23 protein-coding genes and 1 pseudogene are annotated in these 23,050 nt (G+C 59.0%); 5 read left to right on the top strand and 19 right to left on the bottom strand.

What is annotated here, in order from left to right; genetic code table 11:
• Nucleotides 1-3: 3 nt before the first annotated feature.
• The 13 genes and pseudogenes from QEP12_RS14785 to QEP12_RS14725 all read right to left on the bottom strand — a co-directional run bounded on the left by QEP12_RS14785 (nucleotide 4) and on the right by QEP12_RS14725 (nucleotide 14,009).
• Nucleotides 4-2,844, bottom strand: coding sequence for a bifunctional diguanylate cyclase/phosphodiesterase (locus QEP12_RS14785; protein WP_284214723.1), 2,841 nt, complete (start codon nucleotides 2,842-2,844; stop codon nucleotides 4-6).
• A 559-nt stretch (nucleotides 2,845-3,403) separates the two neighbouring features.
• Nucleotides 3,404-3,820 (bottom strand): lysis protein, encoded by a 417-nt coding sequence (locus tag QEP12_RS14780; protein ID WP_219162118.1) that lies wholly within the window; start codon nucleotides 3,818-3,820, stop codon nucleotides 3,404-3,406.
• Between the two features lie 37 nt (nucleotides 3,821-3,857).
• A pseudogene (locus tag QEP12_RS14775) lies at nucleotides 3,858-4,003 on the bottom strand (IS3 family transposase); the annotation flags it as partial.
• 94 nt (nucleotides 4,004-4,097) lie between these two features.
• Nucleotides 4,098-5,585: an ATP-binding protein gene (locus tag QEP12_RS14770; RefSeq protein WP_284214722.1), complete on the bottom strand. Its 1,488-nt coding sequence runs from the start codon at nucleotides 5,583-5,585 to the stop codon at nucleotides 4,098-4,100.
• Nucleotides 5,582-6,259 (bottom strand): response regulator, encoded by a 678-nt coding sequence (locus tag QEP12_RS14765; protein ID WP_219162120.1) that lies wholly within the window; start codon nucleotides 6,257-6,259, stop codon nucleotides 5,582-5,584. The genes QEP12_RS14770 and QEP12_RS14765 overlap by 4 nt, the downstream gene beginning before the upstream one ends.
• Before the next feature lie 241 nt (nucleotides 6,260-6,500).
• Complete coding sequence (locus QEP12_RS14760; RefSeq protein ID WP_284214721.1) at nucleotides 6,501-9,677, bottom strand: tetrathionate reductase subunit A; 3,177 nt, start codon at nucleotides 9,675-9,677, stop codon at nucleotides 6,501-6,503.
• Between the two features lie 101 nt (nucleotides 9,678-9,778).
• Entirely contained in the window at nucleotides 9,779-10,816 is a 1,038-nt protein-coding gene (nrfD, locus tag QEP12_RS14755) for an NrfD/PsrC family molybdoenzyme membrane anchor subunit (RefSeq protein WP_284214720.1), read from the bottom strand.
• A 17-nt stretch (nucleotides 10,817-10,833) separates the two neighbouring features.
• Complete coding sequence (dsrO, locus tag QEP12_RS14750) at nucleotides 10,834-11,604, bottom strand: sulfate reduction electron transfer complex DsrMKJOP subunit DsrO (protein WP_219162123.1); 771 nt, start codon at nucleotides 11,602-11,604, stop codon at nucleotides 10,834-10,836.
• A 238-nt stretch (nucleotides 11,605-11,842) separates the two neighbouring features.
• The gene (locus tag QEP12_RS14745) at nucleotides 11,843-12,439 is read right to left on the bottom strand and encodes a DUF599 family protein (RefSeq protein ID WP_284214719.1); all 597 of its coding nucleotides are present in this window, start codon (nucleotides 12,437-12,439) and stop codon (nucleotides 11,843-11,845) included.
• 67 nt (nucleotides 12,440-12,506) lie between these two features.
• Nucleotides 12,507-12,923, bottom strand: coding sequence for a DUF6691 family protein (locus tag QEP12_RS14740; RefSeq protein ID WP_431308096.1), 417 nt, complete (start codon nucleotides 12,921-12,923; stop codon nucleotides 12,507-12,509).
• Between the two features lie 22 nt (nucleotides 12,924-12,945).
• Nucleotides 12,946-13,389 carry a YeeE/YedE family protein gene (locus QEP12_RS14735; RefSeq protein ID WP_284214717.1) on the bottom strand — a complete coding sequence of 148 codons (444 nt, stop codon included), beginning with the start codon at nucleotides 13,387-13,389 and terminating at the stop codon, nucleotides 12,946-12,948.
• Nucleotides 13,386-13,748: an ArsR/SmtB family transcription factor gene (locus tag QEP12_RS14730; RefSeq protein ID WP_284214716.1), complete on the bottom strand. Its 363-nt coding sequence runs from the start codon at nucleotides 13,746-13,748 to the stop codon at nucleotides 13,386-13,388. Before QEP12_RS14730 ends, QEP12_RS14735 begins: the two co-directional genes overlap by 4 nt.
• A 63-nt stretch (nucleotides 13,749-13,811) precedes the next feature.
• Complete coding sequence (locus QEP12_RS14725; RefSeq protein ID WP_219162127.1) at nucleotides 13,812-14,009, bottom strand: YgaP family membrane protein; 198 nt, start codon at nucleotides 14,007-14,009, stop codon at nucleotides 13,812-13,814.
• 141 nt (nucleotides 14,010-14,150) lie between these two features.
• Between QEP12_RS14725 and QEP12_RS14720 the strand changes: the two genes are divergently transcribed.
• Both QEP12_RS14720 and QEP12_RS14715 read left to right on the top strand, forming a co-directional pair.
• Complete coding sequence (locus QEP12_RS14720) at nucleotides 14,151-15,074, top strand: MBL fold metallo-hydrolase (RefSeq protein ID WP_284214715.1); 924 nt, start codon at nucleotides 14,151-14,153, stop codon at nucleotides 15,072-15,074.
• A 33-nt stretch (nucleotides 15,075-15,107) separates the two neighbouring features.
• Nucleotides 15,108-15,467, top strand: coding sequence for a carboxymuconolactone decarboxylase family protein (locus tag QEP12_RS14715; protein WP_174864214.1), 360 nt, complete (start codon nucleotides 15,108-15,110; stop codon nucleotides 15,465-15,467).
• Between the two features lie 104 nt (nucleotides 15,468-15,571).
• Here the strand turns inward: QEP12_RS14715 and QEP12_RS14710 are convergent, their stop codons facing one another.
• From QEP12_RS14710 to QEP12_RS14700, 3 genes are all read right to left on the bottom strand, one after another.
• Nucleotides 15,572-16,855: a TRAP transporter large permease gene (locus QEP12_RS14710; protein ID WP_284214714.1), complete on the bottom strand. Its 1,284-nt coding sequence runs from the start codon at nucleotides 16,853-16,855 to the stop codon at nucleotides 15,572-15,574.
• Between the two features lie 24 nt (nucleotides 16,856-16,879).
• Nucleotides 16,880-17,395, bottom strand: a complete 516-nt coding sequence (locus tag QEP12_RS14705) for a TRAP transporter small permease (RefSeq protein ID WP_284214713.1) — start codon at nucleotides 17,393-17,395, stop codon at nucleotides 16,880-16,882.
• Between the two features lie 228 nt (nucleotides 17,396-17,623).
• Nucleotides 17,624-18,610, bottom strand: coding sequence for a TRAP transporter substrate-binding protein (locus QEP12_RS14700; RefSeq protein ID WP_219162132.1), 987 nt, complete (start codon nucleotides 18,608-18,610; stop codon nucleotides 17,624-17,626).
• Nucleotides 18,611-18,988: 378 nt separating this feature from the next.
• Here QEP12_RS14700 and QEP12_RS14695 point away from each other — a divergent pair, with 378 nt between their 5' ends.
• Entirely contained in the window at nucleotides 18,989-19,360 is a 372-nt protein-coding gene (locus QEP12_RS14695) for a hypothetical protein (RefSeq protein WP_174863388.1), read from the top strand.
• Nucleotides 19,361-19,552: 192 nt separating this feature from the next.
• Here the strand turns inward: QEP12_RS14695 and QEP12_RS14690 are convergent, their stop codons facing one another.
• Nucleotides 19,553-20,104, bottom strand: coding sequence for an NADPH-dependent FMN reductase (locus QEP12_RS14690; protein WP_219162134.1), 552 nt, complete (start codon nucleotides 20,102-20,104; stop codon nucleotides 19,553-19,555).
• A gap of 177 nt (nucleotides 20,105-20,281) precedes the next feature.
• Here QEP12_RS14690 and QEP12_RS14685 point away from each other — a divergent pair, with 177 nt between their 5' ends.
• On the top strand, nucleotides 20,282-21,016 hold the full coding sequence (locus tag QEP12_RS14685) for an energy-coupling factor ABC transporter ATP-binding protein (RefSeq protein WP_431308095.1): 735 nt from the start codon (nucleotides 20,282-20,284) through the stop codon (nucleotides 21,014-21,016).
• On the top strand, nucleotides 21,009-21,602 hold the full coding sequence (locus QEP12_RS14680; RefSeq protein WP_174863385.1) for an energy-coupling factor transporter transmembrane component T family protein: 594 nt from the start codon (nucleotides 21,009-21,011) through the stop codon (nucleotides 21,600-21,602). The genes QEP12_RS14685 and QEP12_RS14680 overlap by 8 nt, the downstream gene beginning before the upstream one ends.
• 82 nt (nucleotides 21,603-21,684) lie before the next feature.
• On the opposite strand, the gene QEP12_RS14675 is transcribed toward QEP12_RS14680, so the two are convergent.
• Nucleotides 21,685-22,122 carry a universal stress protein gene (locus QEP12_RS14675; protein ID WP_219162137.1) on the bottom strand — a complete coding sequence of 146 codons (438 nt, stop codon included), beginning with the start codon at nucleotides 22,120-22,122 and terminating at the stop codon, nucleotides 21,685-21,687.
• A gap of 96 nt (nucleotides 22,123-22,218) precedes the next feature.
• On the bottom strand, nucleotides 22,219-22,989 hold the full coding sequence (locus QEP12_RS14670; RefSeq protein ID WP_284214710.1) for a 2OG-Fe dioxygenase family protein: 771 nt from the start codon (nucleotides 22,987-22,989) through the stop codon (nucleotides 22,219-22,221).
• Nucleotides 22,990-23,050 lie beyond the last annotated feature (61 nt).

The following is a 23,050-nucleotide window of genomic DNA, read 5'->3' as shown; positions in this document are numbered from 1 at the left end:
GGTCTACATGAAAGAGGCTGAGCTGCGCTGCAACAAACTTGAATTGGTTTTGCTCACAAACGCTGCCATCTGGTCTGCAGGCAGCGGGCGGCTGAAGAAGTAGCCTTGCACCTCGTCACAGCCCTGCGCGGCCAAGAATTGGCACTGCGCCTGCGTCTCCACGCCCTCAGCGATGGTCTTTAAGCCCAAGCTGTGTGCCATTTGCACAATGGCTGCCACAATGCCTCGATCATCGGCGTCAGTCACGATGTCACGCACGAAAGACTGGTCGATCTTGAGCTTGTACACACTGAAACGCTTGAGGTAGCTTAGTGAGGAGTACCCGGTGCCAAAGTCGTCAATTGACAAGCGCACCCCACGTTCGTGCAGGTTGCGCATCACCGCCATGGCGTTTTCCGGCTTGTCCATAGCTACACTTTCGGTGAGTTCCAATTCCAGATATTCGGGGGGCAACTGTGCCGCGTCTAGCGTCTGACTGACCAACGCTGGCAAGTTGGAGTGGCGAAACTGGACGGCAGACAGGTTCACCGCCATCACCATGGGTGGCAAGCCGGCATCCATCCAAGCGCGCAACTGGCGTACTGCGGTCTGCAGCACCCAGGTACCGATAGCGATGATCTGACCATTACTCTCGGCCACCGGTACGAATTCGGCGGGCGAGATGTTGCCCATTTCTGGATGGTTCCAGCGCAGCAGCGCTTCTACACCAACCACCTGGCGACCATCTATCGTCAACTGCGGCTGGTAAACCAACTGGAACTGCTGCTTCTCCAGCGCCTGGTGCATGGCGCTCTCCAGCAGCAGGATACGCTCGGTACGCTCCTGCATTTCCACGGCAAAAAAGCAAAATCTATTGCGGCCATCCTGCTTGGCGCGGTACATGGCGGTGTCAGCGTGGCGGTATAGGGTCTCAAAATCCTGACCATCAGCAGGGTAGAGCGCGATGCCGATAGAGGGCGTCACCATCAACTCCAGCCCTCCTAGCTGGTAGGGTTGAGCCACGGTGGTGAGTATTTTTTGGGCCAAGCGCGCGGCATCGTTTTCCTGCACTTGCGGCAGCACCATCACAAATTCATCGCCGCCCACGCGCGCGACGGTATCGTTGTCACGCAGGGAAATCAGAATCCGCTGCCCTACTTCTTGCAGCAGCTTATCGCCTGCCGAGTGCCCCAGCTTATCGTTGACATGCTTGAAGTGGTCCAGGTCCATGAACAGCAGCGCCACACGCTGCCCCCCCTGCGCCATCGCCAGTGCGTGGCGTGCCCGGTCTTGCAGCAGCAGGCGGTTGGGCAGGCCGGTGAGAGCATCGTAGTAGATCAGTTTGTTGATGCGCGCTTCATCTTCCAGGCGCTGGGTAATGTCCACCACGGACACCAGCACATAACTGCCGTCCTCTTCCTGAATGGGCGTGAGTCCCACCTCTACCCGTATTTCATGACCGTCGTAATGGCATGCTGCAAGGTTGCGGCCCTTGGTCATTTGGCGCTCCGCTGCATCTCGCATGAACGCCTGGCGGTTGGCCTTATGCTCATCCCAACAGGACAGCGGTATGAGTAAGCCCAGCGGCTGGCCTTTCAGCGTGCCGGGAGCATAGCCAAATAGCGTCTCTGCATGGGTATTGGTCATCACAATGGTACCCTCTGCGTTCACCATGATCATGGCATTGGGGGATGCCTTGACCGCACTGCGAAAACGGCCCTCGGAGCGCTTGCGCTCGGTGACATCGACATGTGAACCCATGAAGCACAAAGCTGCGCCGCTCGCATCGCTTTGTCTCTCGCCGCGCGCCAGTATCCAGCGGTAGCTGCCATCCTTATGGCGCAGGCGGAATTCGCTTTCGAACAAGGCATCTCTGGGCCCTTGCGTTAAAGCTTGCACCTGCTGCATCACGATTGCGTAGTCTTCGGGGTGCAGCAGCTCCTCCCAAGTGGAAAAATGGTTGACCAGTTCATGGTCTTGGTAGCCCAGTTGCGCTTTCCAGACCGGGGAAAAATAGGTATCCCCTGTGCTTGCATCCCAACTCCACAAACCGGTACCCGAAGCGCGCACCGCCAGTTCCAGGCTGTGCCGTGACTTGGCCAGCTCTCGATAGGGGAGCTCCACGTTCTCAACGACCACCGCACGATAGATGAACAGGTAGGCAATCACCTTGTAAATATGCCCCAGCACGTTGTAAGCGCCTGTCATGGTGGTGTAGAGCGTGAAGAACAACTCGCTCATAGCGAGCGTCATGACGGCGGCAAACAGCAATGCCGCATTGAAAGGCTGCGGCGCACGCATGCGCAGCAGCAACACACCGGCAGTCACCACGTTCATCAGGATGTACAGATACTCCAGTGCTTTCTTGGACCAGGTGAGCCCTTCGCCAAGTACAAACCACACCGGCAAGGCATCCTCGTGCGCAATGGCAGCCCAGTTGAGCAAAACCACCAGGGCCACGAGGCCCGCAAATACACCAAGCTTCATGGGCCTGCTGACCTGTGCGTTCCAGGGGCGTATGCACACCACAAGCAAGCCAAAAGCTGCCAAAAAGCGTGCGCTCATCCAGAAGTGCAGGTGCTTATCGGAATCATTGGGGCCGAGAAAGTCGGGCATACCCCCATAGGCCGCCATGTGCGAAAAATCCAGCAAGCCAACCGCAAAAAACACGCTGGCTAGCAGTGCTAGGTTGCCAGAGCTGATCTTCTCAAAGTTGTTCCACCCCACAGCAAACACCATCATCGCAATGACGATTGAGAACGTCTCCATCAGCAGGTGCAGGGCCAAGTAATACGGAATGACCGAGGCGCCCGGTGTGTTTGACGTGCCGTAGTCGGTGTGCAGGAGCCAGGTAAGCAGTTGCACGACTGCCAAAGTCACCAGAACGGGAAGCACCCTTCGCAGCGTGCCTGTATGTGATTGATCCATCCCCCAGGGACTTACAAGCTGGTGACCGATAGGAGGTGTCTTTGACGTCATGGGTAGGTAGAAGATGCGTTCAACGTTGCGTCACCCTTGGCGGGCTGCGCGCAACTGGCCACCATGGCCGCTGTCGGGCGCATCTTAAAGAAAGAATTTTTTATAAAGTTGCTCTAGATACAAGAAAATTTGTTTTTGCAACAAAGCCTACCCACGGCTGGAGTTAGGGGTGTGAATTGGTCTTAGTTTCCTAAATGGCGTATCTTCACTTCAAGTAAATGACTGCTGCTTGGCAGAAAGCATTCATTCATGTTGCGGACACGACTGGCAGCAACCGCTGGAGGCTGTGTGAAAACGCATGAAGCACTGGCATCAACAAAAAAACGACCCCTCAGATCGCTCTGTAAGCGTTTTTCTTGACCGAGGTAATAGTGTGAAGAGCCCTGAATCTCCTACCTAGGCGAGTTTTCACACAACCTCTGGCGTTTGCAGAGCATTAAATTAGTTATCGTCCGATCGCACCATCACCGCTGGTGGCCCGCCAGCACTGCATCGTATAGTCCTGCAGGTACTCTAGTTTTGCGGTGTCTTCTCCGATGGCTTCTCGGTGGTCGAGAACACGGCGTTGTACGTCTGGGTCGATTTCGATGGTGTCATGGCCCACGCTGCCGGGGCTTGAATCGCTGGCCCCGCCACCGGTGGGCACGTACTTGGTGATGAGACGCACCCCACAAGTGCGATCAGCGACACAGCCGCGCAGGCGGCCAAGCTCTTTTTTGTCATCTTCCAGTCCTTTCCATGCACGCGCGTCGGCGGCTGAGATTGCGTTGTTGGCTTCGATGCCTGCTTGCTTGATGGCCTCGGCCACTTCCAGCGCCTGCCGGTCACGCTTTGCCAGCTCCTGGGCATGCTGGCCAGACAAGCGCCAGCCCTGCACCGCCCAGCCTGCAATAAAAATTCTTGTGCTTGAGAGCGCAATTGCGATCTGCTACTGGCTGATAACGGTAAGCCCTGGGCTCATGCCAACGACGCGCAGTGCCCGTCGCTTGCTGAGCCCTTTGCAGTTCATGTGGCTCACCAACTCCCGCCTTGCAGGTGCGCTCAAATGGATCACGAACCTCAGGCCTTGAGGCTGCGTTGTACTGCTTTCAATTTGTTGGGCGGTAGCAGGGTTTGTGCGGAAGACTCATATTTCAAGCCTACTGCTTGCTGCCCATCGTTTTATTCAACAACGCCGGGGCGACGCTGTCGTCCTGCACAACCGCTGGCAAAAACAGCCGCACCAGCAAGCCGCCACCGTCTGCCCGCTCCAGGCTCAGCCGTCCGTCTGCACTGGCGATGATGCGCTGCACAATCGTGAGCCCCAAGCCCGTCCCCTGCCCCAAAGGGTTCTTGCGCCAAAAGCGCTTTAAGGCTTGCTCGCACTCTGCCTCACTCATGCCAGCCCCATAGTCGCGCACGTGCACGTAAATGCCGTCTTGGGTGGGAGCCAGTTCAATGACCGCATCCACGGCTTTATCACCCACGTTATGCCGTAAAGCGTTGTCGATCACATTGCCGACCGCGCACATCAGCAGGGGCAATGGCAAAGGCAGCACAAATTTGCATGCATCCCACACCGCAAGCGCATCAGGGCGCACCTGCGTCTCCAAGGCGGAGGCATAGCCTTTGGACAGCGCATTTTTTTGCGACTGCTCACAGGCACGCTCAAACGCCGCAAGAATGTCTTCGCCTGCCAAATGCTGCGACACCAAACCTTGCGTACCCTCCAGCCTTGCCAACAAGAGCAACTGCTCCAAGGTATCGTGCATATGAGTGATTCCTTGCTTGGCGTTTTCTAGGGACTGGCGCATCTGCACCAGCGCAGGATTCTCTGCTTTGTCGCCACGCTGGCACTCGCGTTCAAAGAGCAGTTGCATCACTTGGACATGCGTCTTGATCGCTGTTAGGGGGGTACGTAGCTCATGCGCCGCATCGGCTGTCCAGCGCCGCTCGTGCTCCAGGGCTGCATGACTGCGCAGCAACAGTGCGTTCAAGCTTTGCACCATCGGCGCCAGCTCCGCAATGTCTTGCCCTACTTGAATAGGTTGATCGTCTTGCGGTGGGCGCTTTGCCAGCGCTTGCTGCAAACGCCGCAGTGGCTCCAAACCCCTCGTTCCCACCCACCAGGTAATGGCCAGCAAGCCCAGCAGCGCCATGGCAAAAGGCAGCACCATGGCGTAGGCAAACGATTGCACCAAGTGTTCGCGCACATCAATTCGGTCTGCCGTGGTGATACGGATGCCGTTTTCTTCCAGCACATAGGTGCGCCATGGCTTTCCACCTTTGGTGATGCGCCCAAAGCCCAGATCTTCGACCTCACCAAATCCGGGGCTGTTTTCGGTGCGTGCAATCGGCAGCACTTCCACCTCACTGCGCACCAGACTGACTTCACATGCCACCCCATCGCGCGCAATCACAGGTGTCAGGTCTGCGGGCTTGGTACCCTTACCGACGGCTGCAACCTGCGCCTGCGAGAACTGTCCCATGATGCCTGCGACCATGCGCGTGGAAGCCACCAATCGGTCGTCTAATACGCTTTGCAGTTCGTGGCGCATGCTGCTAAACATCCAGGCTGCCACCGTGCTCCACAACACGCAGATGGCAATGCACAAAGTCACCACCAGCCGCACACGCAGGCTTTTCATGCGCACCCCTTGCAATAGGCAGAGCCCAGCCGAAAGCCCAGCCCTCTCACGGTTTCAATAATGTCTGCACCCAGTTTCTTGCGCAGGTTGTGCACATGCACATTCACGGTGTTGCTACCCACATCCTGCTCAAAGCCATACAAGCTGTCGTGCAGCTGTGCAGGCGTGAGCACACGGCCATTCGCTTGGAGCAAAGCCCCCAAAAGCGACCACTCGCGGCGCGCCAATTCCACCGGCTGCTCCTCCACCCATGCTTCATGCGTGGCAGGGTTCAGGCGCAGCCCCGGCCACTCCAGCCAGTCACTGGCACGCCCGGCCGAGCGGCGGTGCAAAGCCTGCAAGCGCACCACCAGCTCCTGCAGATCAAAAGGCTTGGTCAAATAGTCATCACTCCCCTTTTGAAAGCCCGCAAGCTTGTCTTCCAGGGTGCTGCGGGCCGTCAAAATCAACACTGGCATTGCCAGATTCCGGGTGCGCCATTGGTGCAGCAGCTCCAGCCCACAGCCATCAGGCAGCCCCAGATCCAGCACGCAGACATCAAACTGGCTACCCGCGATCAGCAATTGCGCAGCGGATGCACTGGCCGCCACGTCACAGGTAAAGCCATGCAGTTCCAACCCTGCCTTGATGCCAGAAGCAACCAGCACGTTGTCTTCAACAATCAGTGTGTGCATAAATCCATCAGTACTTGCAAATATTGCGCACCCAACCGTACGTCATAGTGCGTGATGCCGCCTATTGTCTCCAGAAGCCTTGCGGCACGACTTGCGCTTACCGCTAACCAATCACACGCACAAGTGCTTGGCATTCACGCTGTGCACCAAACGACAAGCTGTGCCCTGTACAGAAAAAAACCCACCGCAAGCGGTGGGTCAAACCAGTACTCTGGAGGTGCACAGGTTATTGAAAACTGCGTCAAACCTTTCTGACACTTACGGGCAGACCTTGGCGTACCACCGCCCCGGACACCCAGTCAATCCACACATTGTCCTTGGCAGGGCGTGTGGGGTCTGCAAAGCCCAGGCGGTTCAGGTTCACGCCATTGCCGTGCTGGGGGTTGACATGCGTAGCTTTGCCATCAATCTTGTGCGCCACGGTACCCAGTTGCGTATGGCCATAGCCGTACTCAATAGCAATCGCGCCCTGGGCTATGCCGCTGCGCACCAGTGCCACGCCTTGCAGCTTGGCGCCGGGCGTTTTGACTTCAATGCGGTCGCCGTTGGCAATCCCCAGCTTGGCTGCATCTGCGGCGTTCAGGCTGATGGGGTTGTGCGGGTGCACCTGGCGCAGGCGCGGTGCGGCAATCGACATGGAACTCATCAAGTTGGACTTGTACGAGCTCATCGTCAACGGCCACTCGCTCTCGGGGAAGTGCTCACGCATGCTAGTGCCGTCGGCAAACCGTGTGGGGTACCAGGTGGGGCAGCCGCTGTAGCGCTCGCCCGTCATGGAGTGGCGCATCTTGGACAAGCCCTCGTGCCAGATCTGCACCGGGAATTTATGCGCCTGCTTGATGTGTTCGCCCTTCCACGCGTCTTCCACCGCATCAAAACGGCCACCACGACTCATCACCATGGCCACGCGGCGCACCTCTTCGGGCTTCACACGCGCTTCCAAGGCAGGCATCCATTTGCTCAGTCCTGTGATGGCAATATCGTCATCGCTAGCCTCAGGCACAGGCTTGCCTGCTTGGTAGGCAATATTGCACATGCCGCGCAGGTAGAAGTCTTCGGGCGTTTCCAGATCCAGCGGCTCTCCGTCCTTGGTCGACATTGCATTTTTGCCAAAGCCTGGCAGTTGCAACTGCTTGGCCAGCGCAAACACAAAAGTCTCAAAGCTCACCGGTTTGCCGTCTGCAGTCTTGGCTGTAGCCGCCTTCACCGTAGGCCAACGCACCGTGCTGCTCTTGGCCACCACGTCCGCCCAAGGCGCACCCACACCCCAGCTTTCGTAGGTGACAGTGTCGGGCACGATGTAGTCGGCCAGCGCTGAAGTCTCGTTGATGAACGGATCCACCGACACAAACAGCGGCAGTTTCTTGGGGTCCTTGACCGCTTCGACCAAGGTGTTCTCAAAGCCACAAATCGCATACACGGGGTTGCTCATGTGGTTAATCCATGCCTTCACGGGATACGGGTAGCCCAGCAAGCCGGCCGCCAGCATTTCGCTGCTCATGCCGCCCGGTGCGGGGTACCACGGCGCTTTGGCGGGGTAAGGGTTCTCACCTGCCTCTTTTTTGCGCTTGAACTCGCTGGTTTTCTCGTACGGGAAGCGTGTGCGCGACAGTGCCACACCACTGGCCTTGACGGCCCCCTTGAACTGCGCAAAGTTGTAGCGAGGGCCGGGACCGAAGGGGCCAAAAGGACCGGCATCCAGCACCCAGCCACCCTTGACGTTCAGGTTGCCGATCAGGTTATTGAGCATGGCGATGGCAAAGGCCGTGTAAAAGCCCGAACCATTCATGGTGCCGCCCTGCGAATTCGCGACTGCCTGCTTGCCATGGCTTGTGAACTCCTTGGCCAAGGCTTCAATTTCTGCAACAGGCACCCCGCATTCCGCGGCGTATTCCTCCAGGGTCATGCGCTGCGCTTCTGTCCGCAGCTTCACAAATGCAGAGCACACAGCCACAGGCACCGATGCTTGCGTCGCGCTCTCTGCCTGCAGGGGAGTGAACATGCGCTCCACGATCAGCTCGGCAGGCGTGGCAACGGTGTGCGGCACCAGACTGCCGTCGGCCAGCTGCACCACATACACGTCTTCGGCAGGTGTTTTTTCATCGACCGGCTCCGGCATGGGCAAACCGATGTCTGCGCCACGCAGGAATTGTCCATAGCGCGGATGCTTGGGGTCGTTGATAAGCAAATGGGTCGCATTGCTCCAGCTCGCTTCGCCTGCGGCCGCCATGGCCACAGGACCGGGTTGTGTCAGGAACTGACGGTCGTAGCGCTCGTTTTCGATGATCCAGCGGATCATGCCCATCACCAAAGCCAAGTCAGTTGCGGGCTTGATGGGCAGCCAGCGGTTGTTATCACCGGAGGCATAGCTGGAGGAAGTCGGCAGCAGCGGTGAGACCACCACGTACTGGTAGGTTCTGGCATCGCGTGTGCGAGCCTCCGACAGCTCTCGACCTTGGCGCTGGAAAGGATTGCCCGCCTGCGCCGGGGCCGTGCCTATGAACAAGCCAAAACGCGAGTTCTGCCAATCCGGTTTGCCATGGGGCATGCCGGGAATATCACCCAAAGCCGCAGCAGTGCCCACACGGTAGGTTTGGCTGCAATATGCACCGTGGTTAGAGACGTTGACTGTGCCAAACGCCTGGCGTGCAAATCGGTTGATCAAAGGCGTGCGGCCTTCATTCGCCGAATCGGTCACCAGCAACTGGTTGGACTTGGGGCCATATTCTGGATTGGCCTCGTCGATCAGCGTTTTGACATCGCGAATGGCAGCCAACCCATCCACATGGCCTTCGCCAAACAAATTGCCACCCGCACAAATTTCTTTCACCAATTGCTCGAGCGAAATGCTTTGCCACTGCCCCGAGCCACGAGGACCGACGCGCTTGAGCGGAGTCAGCACACGATGGGGTGCCGTCTGGTGGGCGAGCATCGACGAACCGCGGGCACAGCTGGTGGCACGCCCTTCCAGACCATTGTCGCCACCCAGCATGGCATAGACCTCGCGTACGGGGGTCTCCATGGGTGCTGGATGGGTCGTTGCCAGGGGGTGATAGGGATTACCGGCAATGCGAATGATTTTGTTGCTTTCCGTGTCCACACGCACACGCACGCCGCACTGCGACCAACACCCTAGGCAGCTTGAAGGACTGACCACCTGTCCAGGCTGTGTTGTCAGCTGGCCGGTCACAGGGTCAATGCGAAACTCCGGCTGCAGTGAGTTGCCACGGGTGGCACTGGCGGTGGATGTGCCCGATGTGCCATCCATCAACCCTTTGGCACCACGTGCCACCGTTTGGCCGTAGCCCGCGGCAAAAGCCGCCAAGCCACCGGCCACGGCGCCACCGCGCAGCAGCATGCGACGGCGGGCCGCATCAGTATCTTTGGATTGTTCGGGAATGTGTTTTTTGTCTGTCATTTTTGCCCTTTCAGGGCAGGCTGCTGATGCTTTTGATAGCTATCAGCGCCCGTCAATATTGCGTTAGAGGCCTGTTTCTTTCAAAGTCTTGGCTACAAGGCTCAAGCAGTGCGCGGGTTGCGGGCGGGGAACACCTCCAGCGCCCAGGTCACCATGGCCACCAGTGCCACACACAAACCCGCCACACCCAGCATGCCCAGCAGGCCATCGCCGCCCCAAGGCATGTGGTACAGGTACAAGCCTGCGCCAAACTTGGGTACGCCCTGCACCCCCATGAACAGCGCCCAGCGGAAGGCCCAAGCAGCAGCGGCCAGCCCCAGACCCAGCACCAACGTAAAACCCTTGGCCTGCAAGCGCTGCTTGCCGCGCAACAAGGCACCCACGACGACCGCGCCAAAGATGGCCGAGCCGATCATGGTCATGCGCCACACCGGGAACTCCTGCACCAAGCGCAGGGCTTCGTTGAACGAGGGGCTCATACCCAGCAGACCGCTGAGTGCCCACAACACTGCCGCCACCACCAGTGCGGCAGCCAGCCACAGGCCAATGGCACGCAAAGCCTGCAAAGCGCGGGCGTCAGGGCGCAGCTGGGCGGGCAAAAAGCGCTCCACCACCAGGGCCACACCCACTGCAGCCAGCCAGCCTGTCAGCGCCAGGTTCACAGGCACCCACATCGTGTTCCACAAGGGGCGTGAGCGCACCACCATCATTTCCGCACCGGTATAGACCGTGATGGACAGTGCCGACAGCACCATCAACGGCGCCAGCCAGCGCAGCCAGCGCGCCTGGCCCAGCCACCAGCTGGCGCACATGGCCACCAGCAAGCCCATGAACACGGGCAGCAGCACCGCGCCACGCCACATCCACGACCACGGAGTCATGTGTGCATAAAAATGCCAAAACCGTGCGGGCTGGTGCAAGTCGGCCAGCAACGACACGGGAGCAGCCAGACCGCTGACGGCCAGCGTCAATACCGCCACAGGCAACAAGCGCTGCAGCGCCCCACCCGCTTGGCCGAAGGCGCACACACTCACCAGCAATGCAGCACCAGTGGCTACGCCAACGAGGAAAAAGTACTGCACCGCCCAAGGCAGCCACGCCACTTCGTAGTGCGGCGTCAGGAGTTCAATGATTTGCATAAAAGCCTCCGGGAAGTTCAGTGGTCTGACAGCAAGCGCACGCTGGCTTGGCCATCAACGCCGTTCACGAACGCATCGGGCAAGCCGATGTAGAACACGCGCGGCTCGGTCTTCATACCGGGCTTGAGCACCTTGATGTCGTCCTTGTCCGCTTGCATGCGCTGGTTGATCTCGCTGTCAGCGTCGTTCAAGTCACCAATCACGCGCGCACCACCCACACAGCTTTCCACGCAAGCGGGCAGCAAGCCTGCCTCCAGACGGTGCTCACAGAAGGTGCACTTGTCGGCGGTTTGGGTCTCGTGGTTGATAAAGCGGGCGTCGTAAGGGCAGGCCTGCACGCAGTAGCCGCAGCCTACGCAGCGCTCGTTGTCGACCAGCACAATGCCGTCGGTGCGCTGGAAGGTGGCCTGCACCGGGCACACGGGCACGCACGGCGGGTTGTCGCAGTGGTTGCACAGGCGCGGCAGGCTGACCATGGCCGGGGCACTGCCCTCACCCTGGTTCACCTCGTACTGCAGCACGGTGGTGCGAAACTGGCCGATGGGCGGCAGGTTCTCCACCGAGCAGCTCACCGTGCAGGCCTGGCAGCCGATGCACTTGCGCATATCCACCAGCATGCCAAAGCGCTTGCCTTGCATACCGGGTCGGCGGGTGGGTTGAAAATCTGGCGTCGCCGGCGCGGCTTGCGCTGCGCCAGCAAGCCCAAAGCCCGTGGCCAGCGCAACCAACTCTTGCAAGAAACTGCGCTTGCTGTCGGAGGTCGTGGGGGATAGGCGGTTTTCAGTCATATTGAAAATCCGTTTATTAATGGAATAAACTGATTTTCAACCCGCTGGCGGCTATTTATATTTGACCATTGTCAATAGTATAAGTCATTGTTTTTATTGGTATTTTTTGCAAATTTTCTGATTATCAAAAATCAACATTAAGGAAGTATTAAAAAGTCAAAATAATCGCGCACATACGGCAATAAAATCAAAATGCTACGATCCAGCCCCTGCTGCGTCGCCGCATCTGTGTTAGCGCTTAGCGATCAATACCGCGCCACAACACCACCAGCATGAGCACCGCAGCAATCACCCCGGGCCACGCAAACAACCCCACCACGGCCACTGGCACACACCACATCAGCAAACGCACCGACAAGGCGTAGTAATGCCCGGCCTTGCGCAGGCACTGCTGCCCTAAAGGCAGCCACTGCTGGCGCTGCGGGCTGCCCACGGGCATGCCTGCCACAAACCCGGCGTGGTGCCACTGGCGCGCAGACAGCATGGAGGTGATGAACGACATGCCCAGCAGCACCAGCACGGCCAACACATGCTGCAAAAACGCACTTTTGTTGCCGAGCGAGACCGTCTGCGCCCAGCTGCTGTAGAGCAAGCTGATGCTGCCCATGAACGCCAGCGTGGCGGCGGTGGCCGTCATCGTGCAGGACATGAGGGAGTTGCGAATGGTCTGCACGCCCAGCACTTCGGTACCCGGCGTGGCGGACACCGACTGCAGCCAATCGCTGCGCAGTTGGTCGTGCTGGCGCGTGGCGGCTGAAGGCCAGCACCACTGCTTGACAAAGTACACCAGCGCCAGCGCCAAGGTCAGCCACAGCGGCCACATCTGTTCGTGCATATTCTTAGCCTTTTAAGGCTCTAGCGCTTACGCAGCAAGCACTAGCAGCTATCAATAATAGTATTTTTCAGGCCGATCGCTTGGCCCATGCATGCTGCAGCACCATGCCAGCCAGCATTGCAGCCACAAACAGCCACACCTCAAAGCGCAGTGTCGCCAGATTCATCACGGCAGGGCCTGGACAAAAACCTGCCAGCCCCCAGCCCGCACCAAACAAAGCGGCACCCGTGAGCAGTTTGCGATCCACCGCCGTCGATGTGGGCAGTTGCATGGGCTCACCCAAAACCGAGGTCTTGCGGCGTTTGGCCCAGGTAAAAGCGACCAGCCCGACGGCAATGGCACCGCCCATCACCAGTCCCAATGAGGGGTCCCAAGTGCCCCCAATATCCAGAAAGTTCTGCACCTTGGCGGGGTTACCCATGCCCGACAGAATCAAGCCCAGGCCAAACACCAGCCCAGACAGCAAAGCAACGATTGCAATCATCACAACTTCCTCTCTTGCAGACTTAAGCCAGCACGTGGCGCACGACAAACACCGTCAGCACACCCGTGGCCATAAACATCAGCGTTGCCGCCAGCGAACGCAGCGACAGGCGTGACAACCCGCACACCCCGTGCCCACTGGTGCAGCCCGAGCCCAAACGCGTACCAAAGCCCACCAGCAAACCAGCCAGCCCGATCACCCAAGGGTTGGAAGGCATCTCCATCGCGGGCAAGGGTGCAAACCATTGCCACACGATGGGCGCAGCCACCATACCCAGCACAAACGCCACACGCCAGCCCCACTGCCTGACCGAGCCCCAGGTGGCGGCTTGCAGCAAATTACCAACGATGCCACTGATACCCGCAATACGTCCCAGCAGCACCACCATCAATGCCGCGGCCAAGCCAATGACCGCCCCCCCCGCCAGCGCCGACCAGGGCGTAAAAGCTTCCCAATAAATACTCATGCCTGAGCTCCATGTGCGGCCGGGCCGCAGAACAACTGATGCACCACTTGCATCAACTGCAAAGCACGTACATCGGCCAATTGGTACCAAATAAACTTGCCTTCACGGCGCGTGGACACCAGCCCCTCACGGCGCAGCACCCCCAGTTGCTGGGACAGCGTGGGCTGGGTAATGCCCGTGAGTTGCTCCAACTCGGTCACCGTGCGCTCTTGCAAGGCAATCTGGCACAGCAGCAGCAAGCGGTCTTCATTGCCCAAGAGCTTGAGCATGGCCACCGCCTCTGCCGCATGCGCGCGCATGCTCGCCAAATCCAATGCTGCAGCGGGGTCTACCGCTGGCTCCATGAAAGTTGTTTCCATCATCATTCCCACCAAGGGCACTTGTGACGCCCTCGGTGCCAAGTTAAACCGCCACCGACCGACTCATTGCTTGCGCTGCAAGGGACAGGTGCTCAGCCCCAGCAGCGGGTACAAAGGGCAAAAACGCACCAGCCCTGTGAGCAAAGGAATCACGCCCAGCCAGCCCCACCAGCCCACAGTGCCTGTGGCCGCCAGCGCAATCAGCACCAAGCCCAGCACGATGCGCAGCCCCCGATCCCAACCACCAACATTTGCTTTCATTACGATCTCCTGAGTTGTTGAAAACGTAGACGGTGTTGACTTTTGTCACATACACAACAAGCACGCTTCACTCAATCTACGTTTTTATATTATATTAAAAAAAATATTGATTGCATGACCGTTGCAAAAAAAGGAATCTCCATGCACACACCCCAGCCTCACATCGAATCGTTTTTTGACGACGTCACCGGCACGGTCAGTTATGTGCTGGCCGACACGGCCACCGGCCACGCTGCAGTGATTGACCCCGTACTGGACTTTGAGCCCAAGTCCGGCACGCTCACCAGCGCCAGCAGCGACCGCATGATCGAGTACGTGCGTGCCCAGGGCTGGCAGGTGCAGTGGATTTTGGAGACACACGCCCACGCCGACCACATCTCCGGCGCGCAGCATATTCGCCACCACCTGGGCGGCAAGATTGCGATTGGCGCCAACATCCGCCAGGTGCAGAAAATCTTCCGCACCGTGTTCCACTTTGAACGCAGCTTTTTGCCGGATGGCAGCCAGTTTGACCACCTGTTTGAAGACGGCGAAGTCTTCCACGTGGGCAACTTGGCGGTCACGGCCTTGCTGGTGCCGGGCCACACCCCCGCCGACATGGCCTATCTGGTGGGCCGCGATGTGTTTGTGGGCGACACCTTGTTCATGCCCGATGTGGGCACCGCCCGCGCAGACTTCCCCGGCGGGGATGCCGCAGTGCTGTACCGCTCCATCCAGCGCATTCTGCGCCTGCCTGCAGACACCCGCATCCACGTCTGCCACGACTACCCGCTAGCCACACGCGCAGCCGCATGGGTCAGCACCGTGGCCGAGCAAAAAGCGCACAACATCCACGTGCGCGACGGCATCAGCGAAGCGGAGTTTGTGGCCATGCGCAACTGCCGCGATGCCACTTTGGCCATGCCCACGCTGATCTTGCCTTCCGTGCAGGTCAACTTGCGGGCAGGCCGCATGCCCCCCGCGCAAACCGATGGCCGCACCTACATCCAAGTGCCGGTCAACGCCTTCCTCCAAGATGCCAGCCAAGCGCCAGACGGCATTTGGCAGCCCGCCCAATCCCAGTAATACCGTTCACTCGCAAACCGCAAGGAGATCACCATGAGCTCGTTTGACCACCAGACACTGACCCGCGACATCAACCATGCCCTGCGCCCCTTCCGCCAGTCGCAAAGCGCCGCGATGCAAGGCTTTGCGCAACTGGCCCAGGCATCCATGGCCGAAGGCGCCATCAGCGCGAAAAACAAGGAACTGATTGCGTTGGCCATTGGCGTGACGCAGCGCTGCTCCGGCTGCATTGGTTTTCACACCAAAGCGCTGCAAAAGCTGGGTGCAACACGCCAAGAGTTGGAGGAAATGCTGGGCATTGCCGTGTACATGGGCGGTGGCCCTGCCCTGATGTATGCCGCCGAAACCTTGGATGCCTGGGACAAACTGAACCCACCCACACAATCGGCGTAATACCTTTCGACCCGCGACGTTGAAGCTTGGCCTTTGGCCTGCCCCATAAAAAAAGCCCGGATAGTCCGGGCTTTTTTGGGTACAACTTTGATCCAACCAAGGCGCTAGAAGCCCAGCGAGTGCGGCAGCCACACCGACAGCGCAGGCACAAAAGTCAGCAGCATCAGCACGATTAACTGCGCCACCAAGAAGATCGGCAGCTCTTTGTTCAGTTCAGACAGCGTGGTTTTGGTGGCCACGCAGGTCACAAACAACAGCCCCCCGACCGGCGGCGTAATCATGCCCAAGGTCAGGTTCACCACAACCACCATGGCAAACTGGATGGGGTCAATGCCCAAAGCGTTGGCAATGGGCGCCAAGATGGGCACCAAGATCATGATGCCGGGCAGCGGCTCCATGAAAATGCCAAAAATCAGCAGCAGCACGTTCACCGCCAGCAAGAACATGATGGGAGACAGCTCCCAACTGATGATCAGTTGCGACAGGAACTGCGGAATCCCCTCGACCGTCAAAATCCAGGCAAACGGCTGAGAAGCCGCCATCACCAGCAACACCGAAGCCGTGAGCAAGCCCGAGCGTGCCGTGATACCAGGAATCGCATCCCAGCGCAGCGTGCGATACACCCACTTGCCACACACAAAGGCATACACCACAGCCACCACCGAGGCCTCGGTCGGCGTGAACACGCCAAAGCGGATACCAATGATGATCAGCGCCACCAGCAGCAGCACCGGAATGGCCTTGAGCGTGTTGACCAGCATCTCCTTGGCGGAAGGGCGTGGATCGGTCGAGCGATAGCCGCGCTTTTTGCACACCCACCAGTTCACCACGCACAGCGCCGCTGCAATCAGCAAACCGGGAATGAAGCCTGCAATAAACAGCGCACCGACCGACACATTCTCATCTTGCAGCGCGTAGATGATCATGCTGATCGAGGGCGGAATGATGGGGCCGATGATGGCGGAGTTGGCCGTCAGCGCCGCCGCGTACGGGCGGTCATAACCGGCTTTGGTCATCATCTTGGTCATCATGGCGCCAGGGCCGGCAGCGTCTGCCAAGGCAGAGCCTGAAATACCCGCAAACAGCACCGATGAGCCCACGTTGGCATAACCCAGCCCGCCGCGCAAATGCCCCACAAACTGTGCCGCAAAACGCAGCAGTACCTGGGTGAGCGCACCGCCGGACATCAGCTCGGCCGCAAAGATAAAGAACGGCACCGCCATCAGCGGAAAGCTGTCAATGCCAGTGAACATCTCCTTGAACACCACCAGCTGGGGGTATTTGCCGCCCACAAATACGGCAATTGCAGAAGCAATCGCCAGGGCAAACGCCACGGGAAAGCCCAGCACCATCAGCAGTACCAAGCACACAATCAGCGTCAAAGTCATCGTTTTTCCTTGTTTTGACCCTGCTTACAGCGAGCCTGCAGTTTCGCCATCAATCTCTTCGGAGCGCTCGAACTCCCCCTCCAAGATGTAGGAGCGCGCAATCAGCAGCAGGTGCACCAGCATCAGCAAAAAACCCACAGGCATGGCTGCATAGATGAAGGAAATCGGGATATCCGTGGCGGCCGTACTTTGGAAGCGGGTGCGCCAGACGTAATCGCTAGAGGCATACGTCATAAAGATGAAAAAGGCCGACAAGCCCAGCACCACCACCGAGCGTATGGCCCGTGCTGCACGCGTACTGACAGCGCGGTGCAGGTTGTCAATGGCCACGTGCCCCCCAAAACGCAGCGCCAGGCCAGCGCCCAGGAATGCCACCCAAATCATCATGTGGCGCGCCACCTCTTCCGCCCAGATGATCGAATCCCCCGTGGTGTAGCGCAGCACCACATTGGTAAAAATGATGACGGCCATGGCCAGCAGCAAAAGAATAAGTAACCAGCGGTTGGCTGCCACCAAGCCGCGTTCAAAGCGATCCAGCATAGGTTGTCGTTGTCGTATGCAGGCAAACATGCATGTGCATGTGGATGCCCCATAGCTCTTTCATTCAAGAGTCCACTCCGCCTGCTAGCCTATGTGTTGCACACCAGCTTGCAGGCACCAATGCGCAACATCGCGCTGCGTCACTGCCAAACAGCAAAAGCCTGCGGGGCTCTATCAGCACTCGCAGGCCTTGCAATACCGCAGCGGTACAACGGAAGCTGCGCTTCCTTACTTCACGTTGGCAATAGCGTCCAGCGTTGGCTGACCGAACTTCTTGGCGTACTGCTTGTAAGCAGGCTCCAAGGCAGTGCGAAAGGCTGCCGCATCCACTTTTTCGACCACTTGCATGCCGTGGCTCTTGGCCAGCTCTACGCCCTTGGCTTCCACATCATCCACAAAGGCGCGAGAAGCCTGTGCACCCGCCTTGGCACCTTCGGTAAAGGCCGCCTTTTGCGCATCAGTCAAGCCACCCCAGAAAGTGGGCGACACCACCAACACCACCGGTGCATACACGTGCGAAGTCAGTGTCAGGTGCTTTTGCACTTCCCACAGCTTGGAGGAAGTCAGCACCGAAATGGGATTTTCCTGACCATCGATCGTGCCTTGCTGCAAGGCGCTGATCACTTCGGGCCAAGACATGGGCGTAGGTGCGGCACCCAGGGTGCGGAAGGCGGTGATGTGCACAGGGTTTTCTGTCACACGAATCTTCAGACCCTTCAGGTCAGCCACGCTCTTGACCGCCAGCTTGTTGTTGGTCAAGTGACGGAAACCTTGCTCACCCCAGGCCAGTGCGATCAGGCCGCGTTGCTTGAACTTGGCCAGCAGGTCTTGACCAAACTTGCCATCCAGCACTGCGCGGGCGTGCTTGGTGTCACGAAACAGGAAGGGAATATCCACCACACCCACATCGCTGACAAAGTTGCTCAGCGCGCCGGTGGAGACGATGGCCGCCTCCACCGTACCCAGTTGCAAGCCTTCGATCAGCTCGCGCTCACCGCCCAGGGCGCTGGAGGGGAAGTGCTTGACGGTGAATGCGCCGCCCGTGGCTTTTTCTGCGGAATCCGCCCATGCCTTGGCGGCAGCGCCGTAGTGCGAGTTCACTGCCAGTGCGTAACCCAGCTTCACCTCTTTGGGTGCAGCCGCTGCGGTGCCCGCAGTTAGCGCCACAGCAGCAGAGGCACAAGCGGCGATAAAAGTACGGCGAATCATGACCATGGAAATGTCCCTCGTTTTGTCCAGCGATTGCACGCTTGCGCCGCCCACTCACCTTCCATAGTTCTTTTTCTACAGAAGGCGCTTGTAACGACAAAGCGCTTGGTATTTGAAAGTCTGATGCACATTGTAAAAAATTTGATCCACCCCAAACCGGGGGCAAATCCCCTGGAAAAAATCTTAAAAAATATTGAAAAACAAGGACTTGAAAATCAAGCACCCCGCCACAGCGGCTTCTACGTGTTTGTACGCACATACCGAAAAACGACGGCTGGCGCGCGTTGCGCGAAGAGCCCCTGCCCCAAGCTGCGACAAATCGTTACTCAGTGTTTCCCCGACCTACAATTGAACCTAACACCACCGCTTGGGACAGCACACACCATGGCAGCACGCACACCCCTCCCCGCGAAAAGCACTGACTCCAGCTTGGTCACAGGTTTGATATTTACCGTACTGGTGTTGGTGGCCGCGCTGATCGTGGGCGGCTACTGGATGCAAAAGCAACGTGGCGAGAGCGCCGAACGCATGCAAGCCAACGCCTACCAAAACTACCTGAACAACACGCGCCCCACGCCCATGCCCCCAGCGGCCCAAGCGTCAGCGGTGCGTAGCCAGCAAGCGCAGGCGCAAGAAACACGCCAATACCTGCTGGGCCACCCTGCGGTGACACCCGGCTCAGGCTTTGACAAACCCGGTGTGCAAACCACGGGCAAAGCGATTGTCCAAGCAATCGACCAAGCCAAGGGGCTGTAATGACCTGCGCACAACTGCTCGCTGCGCATTCGGTACCAAATAAATTCCCTACTAAATAAAAAAAGAGCTGCCAGCGCTGGTATTTACTGTGTTTCGCATAGAAAACATATGCAAACCCATCCATACCATGCGCTGGCAGCTCTTTTTTTAGAAGCACTCACAAGGCGCCGCAAAGCACGGCTGCGCGTGCATTTACTTCTTGTGCTGATGCACCCAGTCCACCACCTGCTGCACAAACTTCTGGATGAAGGCATGGCTGCGCTCAGCCACCGCGCCATCGGCCGTGAAAAAGCCGTCCTGGTACTGCAAGAACATCTCGGGCTGCCCCAGCGTGGGCATGTTCAGGTAGGCCAAGATATTGCGCAGATGCTGCTGCGCCAACGCCGTGCCAATAGCGCCAGGTGACATGCCTACCACCGCCGCCGGTTTGCCATCCCACACACTGTGGCCGTAGGGGCGCGAGCCTTGGTCCAAGGCATTTTTCAGCACCCCTGGAACCGAGCGGTTGTACTCGGGCGTGACGAACAGCACACCATCCACACTGCGCAGCGCATCACGAAACTGCTTGACCTGCGCTACCTCATTGCCGTCGGCATCCTGGTTGTACAGCGGCAAGTCACCAATCGCGACTTCTTTGAAATGCACGCCCGCTGGGGCCAGCTTCATGATGGCATGCGCCAACTGGCGGTTGAACGAGTCTTTGCGCAGACTGCCCACCACAATAGCAATTTGGGTTTGGCTCATAACATGCACTCCTTAGGTAGCGACGGGGTTAGTGACCTTGCCATTATGAAACTGGCCAACCCATTTGCATGCGTGGGCACACGCCGACAACCGCTGTCTGCCCGCACCCCATCAGGCACAATGCCAGCTGCTTTGCGCCGCCTTGCCTGTCTTTGAATGAACGCCCCCACCGCCTCTATGCCCTCTGCTCCCGCGCTGGAGCTGCAACATGTCCACCTGCAACGTGGCCGCACCCAAGTCTTTCAAGGCTTGAGCCTGCAGTTGCACGAACCCCGCATAGGCTTGATTGGCGACAACGGTGCCGGCAAAACCAGCTTGCTGCGCCTGCTGTGTGGTTTGGAGGCACCCGACCAGGGCCAGGTGCTCAGCCAGGGGCAGAACCTGCACGCCGCCGGCAGCCAGCGCGCGCGCTGGGTGGGCATGATGTTTCAAAACCCGGATGACCAGATCATTTTCCCCACCGTGGTGGAAGAGCTGGCTTTGGGCCTGCAGCCCCAGGGTTTGAATAAGAAAGCCGCCCAAGCCCAAGCCCGGCAATTTCTGCACGCACGTGGCTTGCAAGACTGGGCCGAACGTGCCGTCACCAGCCTCAGCCAAGGCCAGCGCCAGCATGTGTGCTGGCTGGCGCTGCTGCTGGCGGGCCCGCGCAGCTTGCTGCTGGATGAGCCTTATGCCAGCCTTGATTTACCCAGCCAAGCCCAGTTGGCACACGACATTGCGCAAACCACGCAGCAGGTGATTGTCTCCACCCACTTGCTCGATCATGTGCGCCATTTCCCCCGCGTGATCTGGATGGAGGGCGGCCACGTGCGTGCCGATGGGCCCGGTGCACAGGTCTGCGCGGCCTACGAAGCCCATGTGCGCCAGCGCATCGCCGCTTTGCACCCTCAGCCCCCCACGCACCATGGGTAGCCTCTACAGCGAACACCCTACCTGGCTGCACCGCTTAAGCCCTGCGCTCAAGCTGGTGCTGATGGCCGTGCTCAGCACCTTGCTGTTTCTGGTGCAGTCGCCCCTGGTCATGGGTATTTGCAGCGTAGCCTGTGCTGTGCTGTGGTTCAGCCTGGGCAAAGCCACCCGTGTAGCGCGCCGCCTGATGGTTTCGGTGCTGATAGCAGCCGCCCTGATTGCGGCCTTTCATGCCTACATGGGCAACTACGCGCTGGCCGCCACCAGTGCGCTGCGCCTGGCCTGCGCTTCCACACTGGGCGTTGCCCTGACCGTGACCACGCACCCCACCCACATCCTGCAACTACTCGAAGCCCTGCTTGCGCCACTGGCCAAACTGGGTTTTCCGGCCCAGCGGGTTGCGCTGCAGTTGGCGTTGATGATGCGCTTTATCGAACACTTTTTTGTGCAGTGGAAGCGCCTGGACGACGCCTACCGCCTGCGTACCGGTAAAGCGGGAGGCTTTCGCCTGCTCGCGCCGTTGACCATTCAAATGCTGCAAACCGCCCAACGCGTGGCCGACGCCTTGTTTGCCCGGCTGGGCCAGTAAGCCAAGCCCACAGCCACCGTCCAACGCCCATAAAAAAACGCTGCTCGCAGGCAGCGTTTTGGGCTTGAGCCTAGGCAGTCGCTTAGTCGCGCACCACCAGCACCGGCATACGGGCGGTTTGCAGCACGCGCTGCGCCACGCTGCCCAACACCAGCTTTTCCAGACCACGGCGGCCATGCGAGCCCATCACGATCAGGTCTGCACCCACGTTCTCAGCCACACGTGCAATCCCTTCATGCACAGCGTGGCCCTCGCCCACCAAGGTTTTCACGGCCACGCCAGATTCCGCCATAGCCTTGTTCACGTCTTCCAGGGCCTTGTTGGCTTCTGCGGTGGCAGCGCTCAGGTACTGGGCTTGGCCGTAGGCGAAATCAGCACCCACGCCGGTAAAAGGATAGGGATCGAGCACGTAGACCGCCGTGACTTCGCTGCCAAAAGCCTTGGCCAGTTCAGCGGCCTTGGATACGGCTTTGAGCGATGTTTCCGAACCATCCACAGGAACCAGAATGTGCTTGAACATGAAAAACTCCTTGTTATGTAAACCGGGCTGACTTGTCATCAACCAATATATGCAGTCTGCGCGCGTAGTAGACAGCCAGTCTTGATTCGCGTCAAATTAGACAACCTTTTTATCTGTATCGCCCTGAAAACCCTGGGCGCGGCACGTCACCACCAAGGTGTCACGGGCCCCTGTTTCGCTATCGCTCAGGGGCTGGATCGGCGTGGACTCATGAATCATGCGTGCATCGTCCAGCAGCATAAGGGACCACGGTTCGGTCAAGGTAAAGCGCAAACCACTGGGGCCTGTCGCTTCAAACACGCGCGTCTCCCCGCCTTTGATGCCTTGGCGCCCCACCAAAAACACCGCCACCAAATCCACGCCATCTCGGTGCGCACCTTCGGGTGTCGGGCGGCCAATACCGCTGGCCGTGTCAATCCGAAATTGGTGCGCCTCCACATAGCATGGTGCATGCGCATCAGGGGCAAACAGTTGCTGCGACAGCTGCGCCAGCTTGGCAATCAGTTGCACCCACACTGCCTGCGCGCAGGTGGATTCCAGCATGGGTGCAAACCAGCGCTCCATGCCGCCGTGCAAGGCGTTGTATTTGACCGGCTGCCAGTGCGCGCGGTGCGGCACTTGCACCACCGCGCCTTCGGTCACTTTAAAACTGGCATGGCGGCGAAAGCGGTAGCGCCCACCATCTTTGAGGAACTCATCGGGGGGCAACGTTTCCCAGTCAGGGTTGAGCGCGAGCAAAGCCTCCAGCTCACAGCCCAGCCAAGCCGCCACATCCTGGGGCTGTAGCACGGCATAGCCATGGTCGCGCAGTTGCTCGGCCACCCGGTTGGGTGAATGGTAAGGAGGAGGAAAGGTCACATAGGCCATAAGGGTGGCAAGCTTACTCCTCGCCCAGCAGCTTGGGCGGCTGCGCAGGCATTGATCGCAG

Source organism: Comamonas jiangduensis (assembly GCF_030162955.1).
GTDB lineage: Bacteria > Pseudomonadota > Gammaproteobacteria > Burkholderiales > Burkholderiaceae_C > Comamonas > Comamonas jiangduensis.
This window is presented reverse-complemented; position numbering and strand designations above follow the sequence as displayed.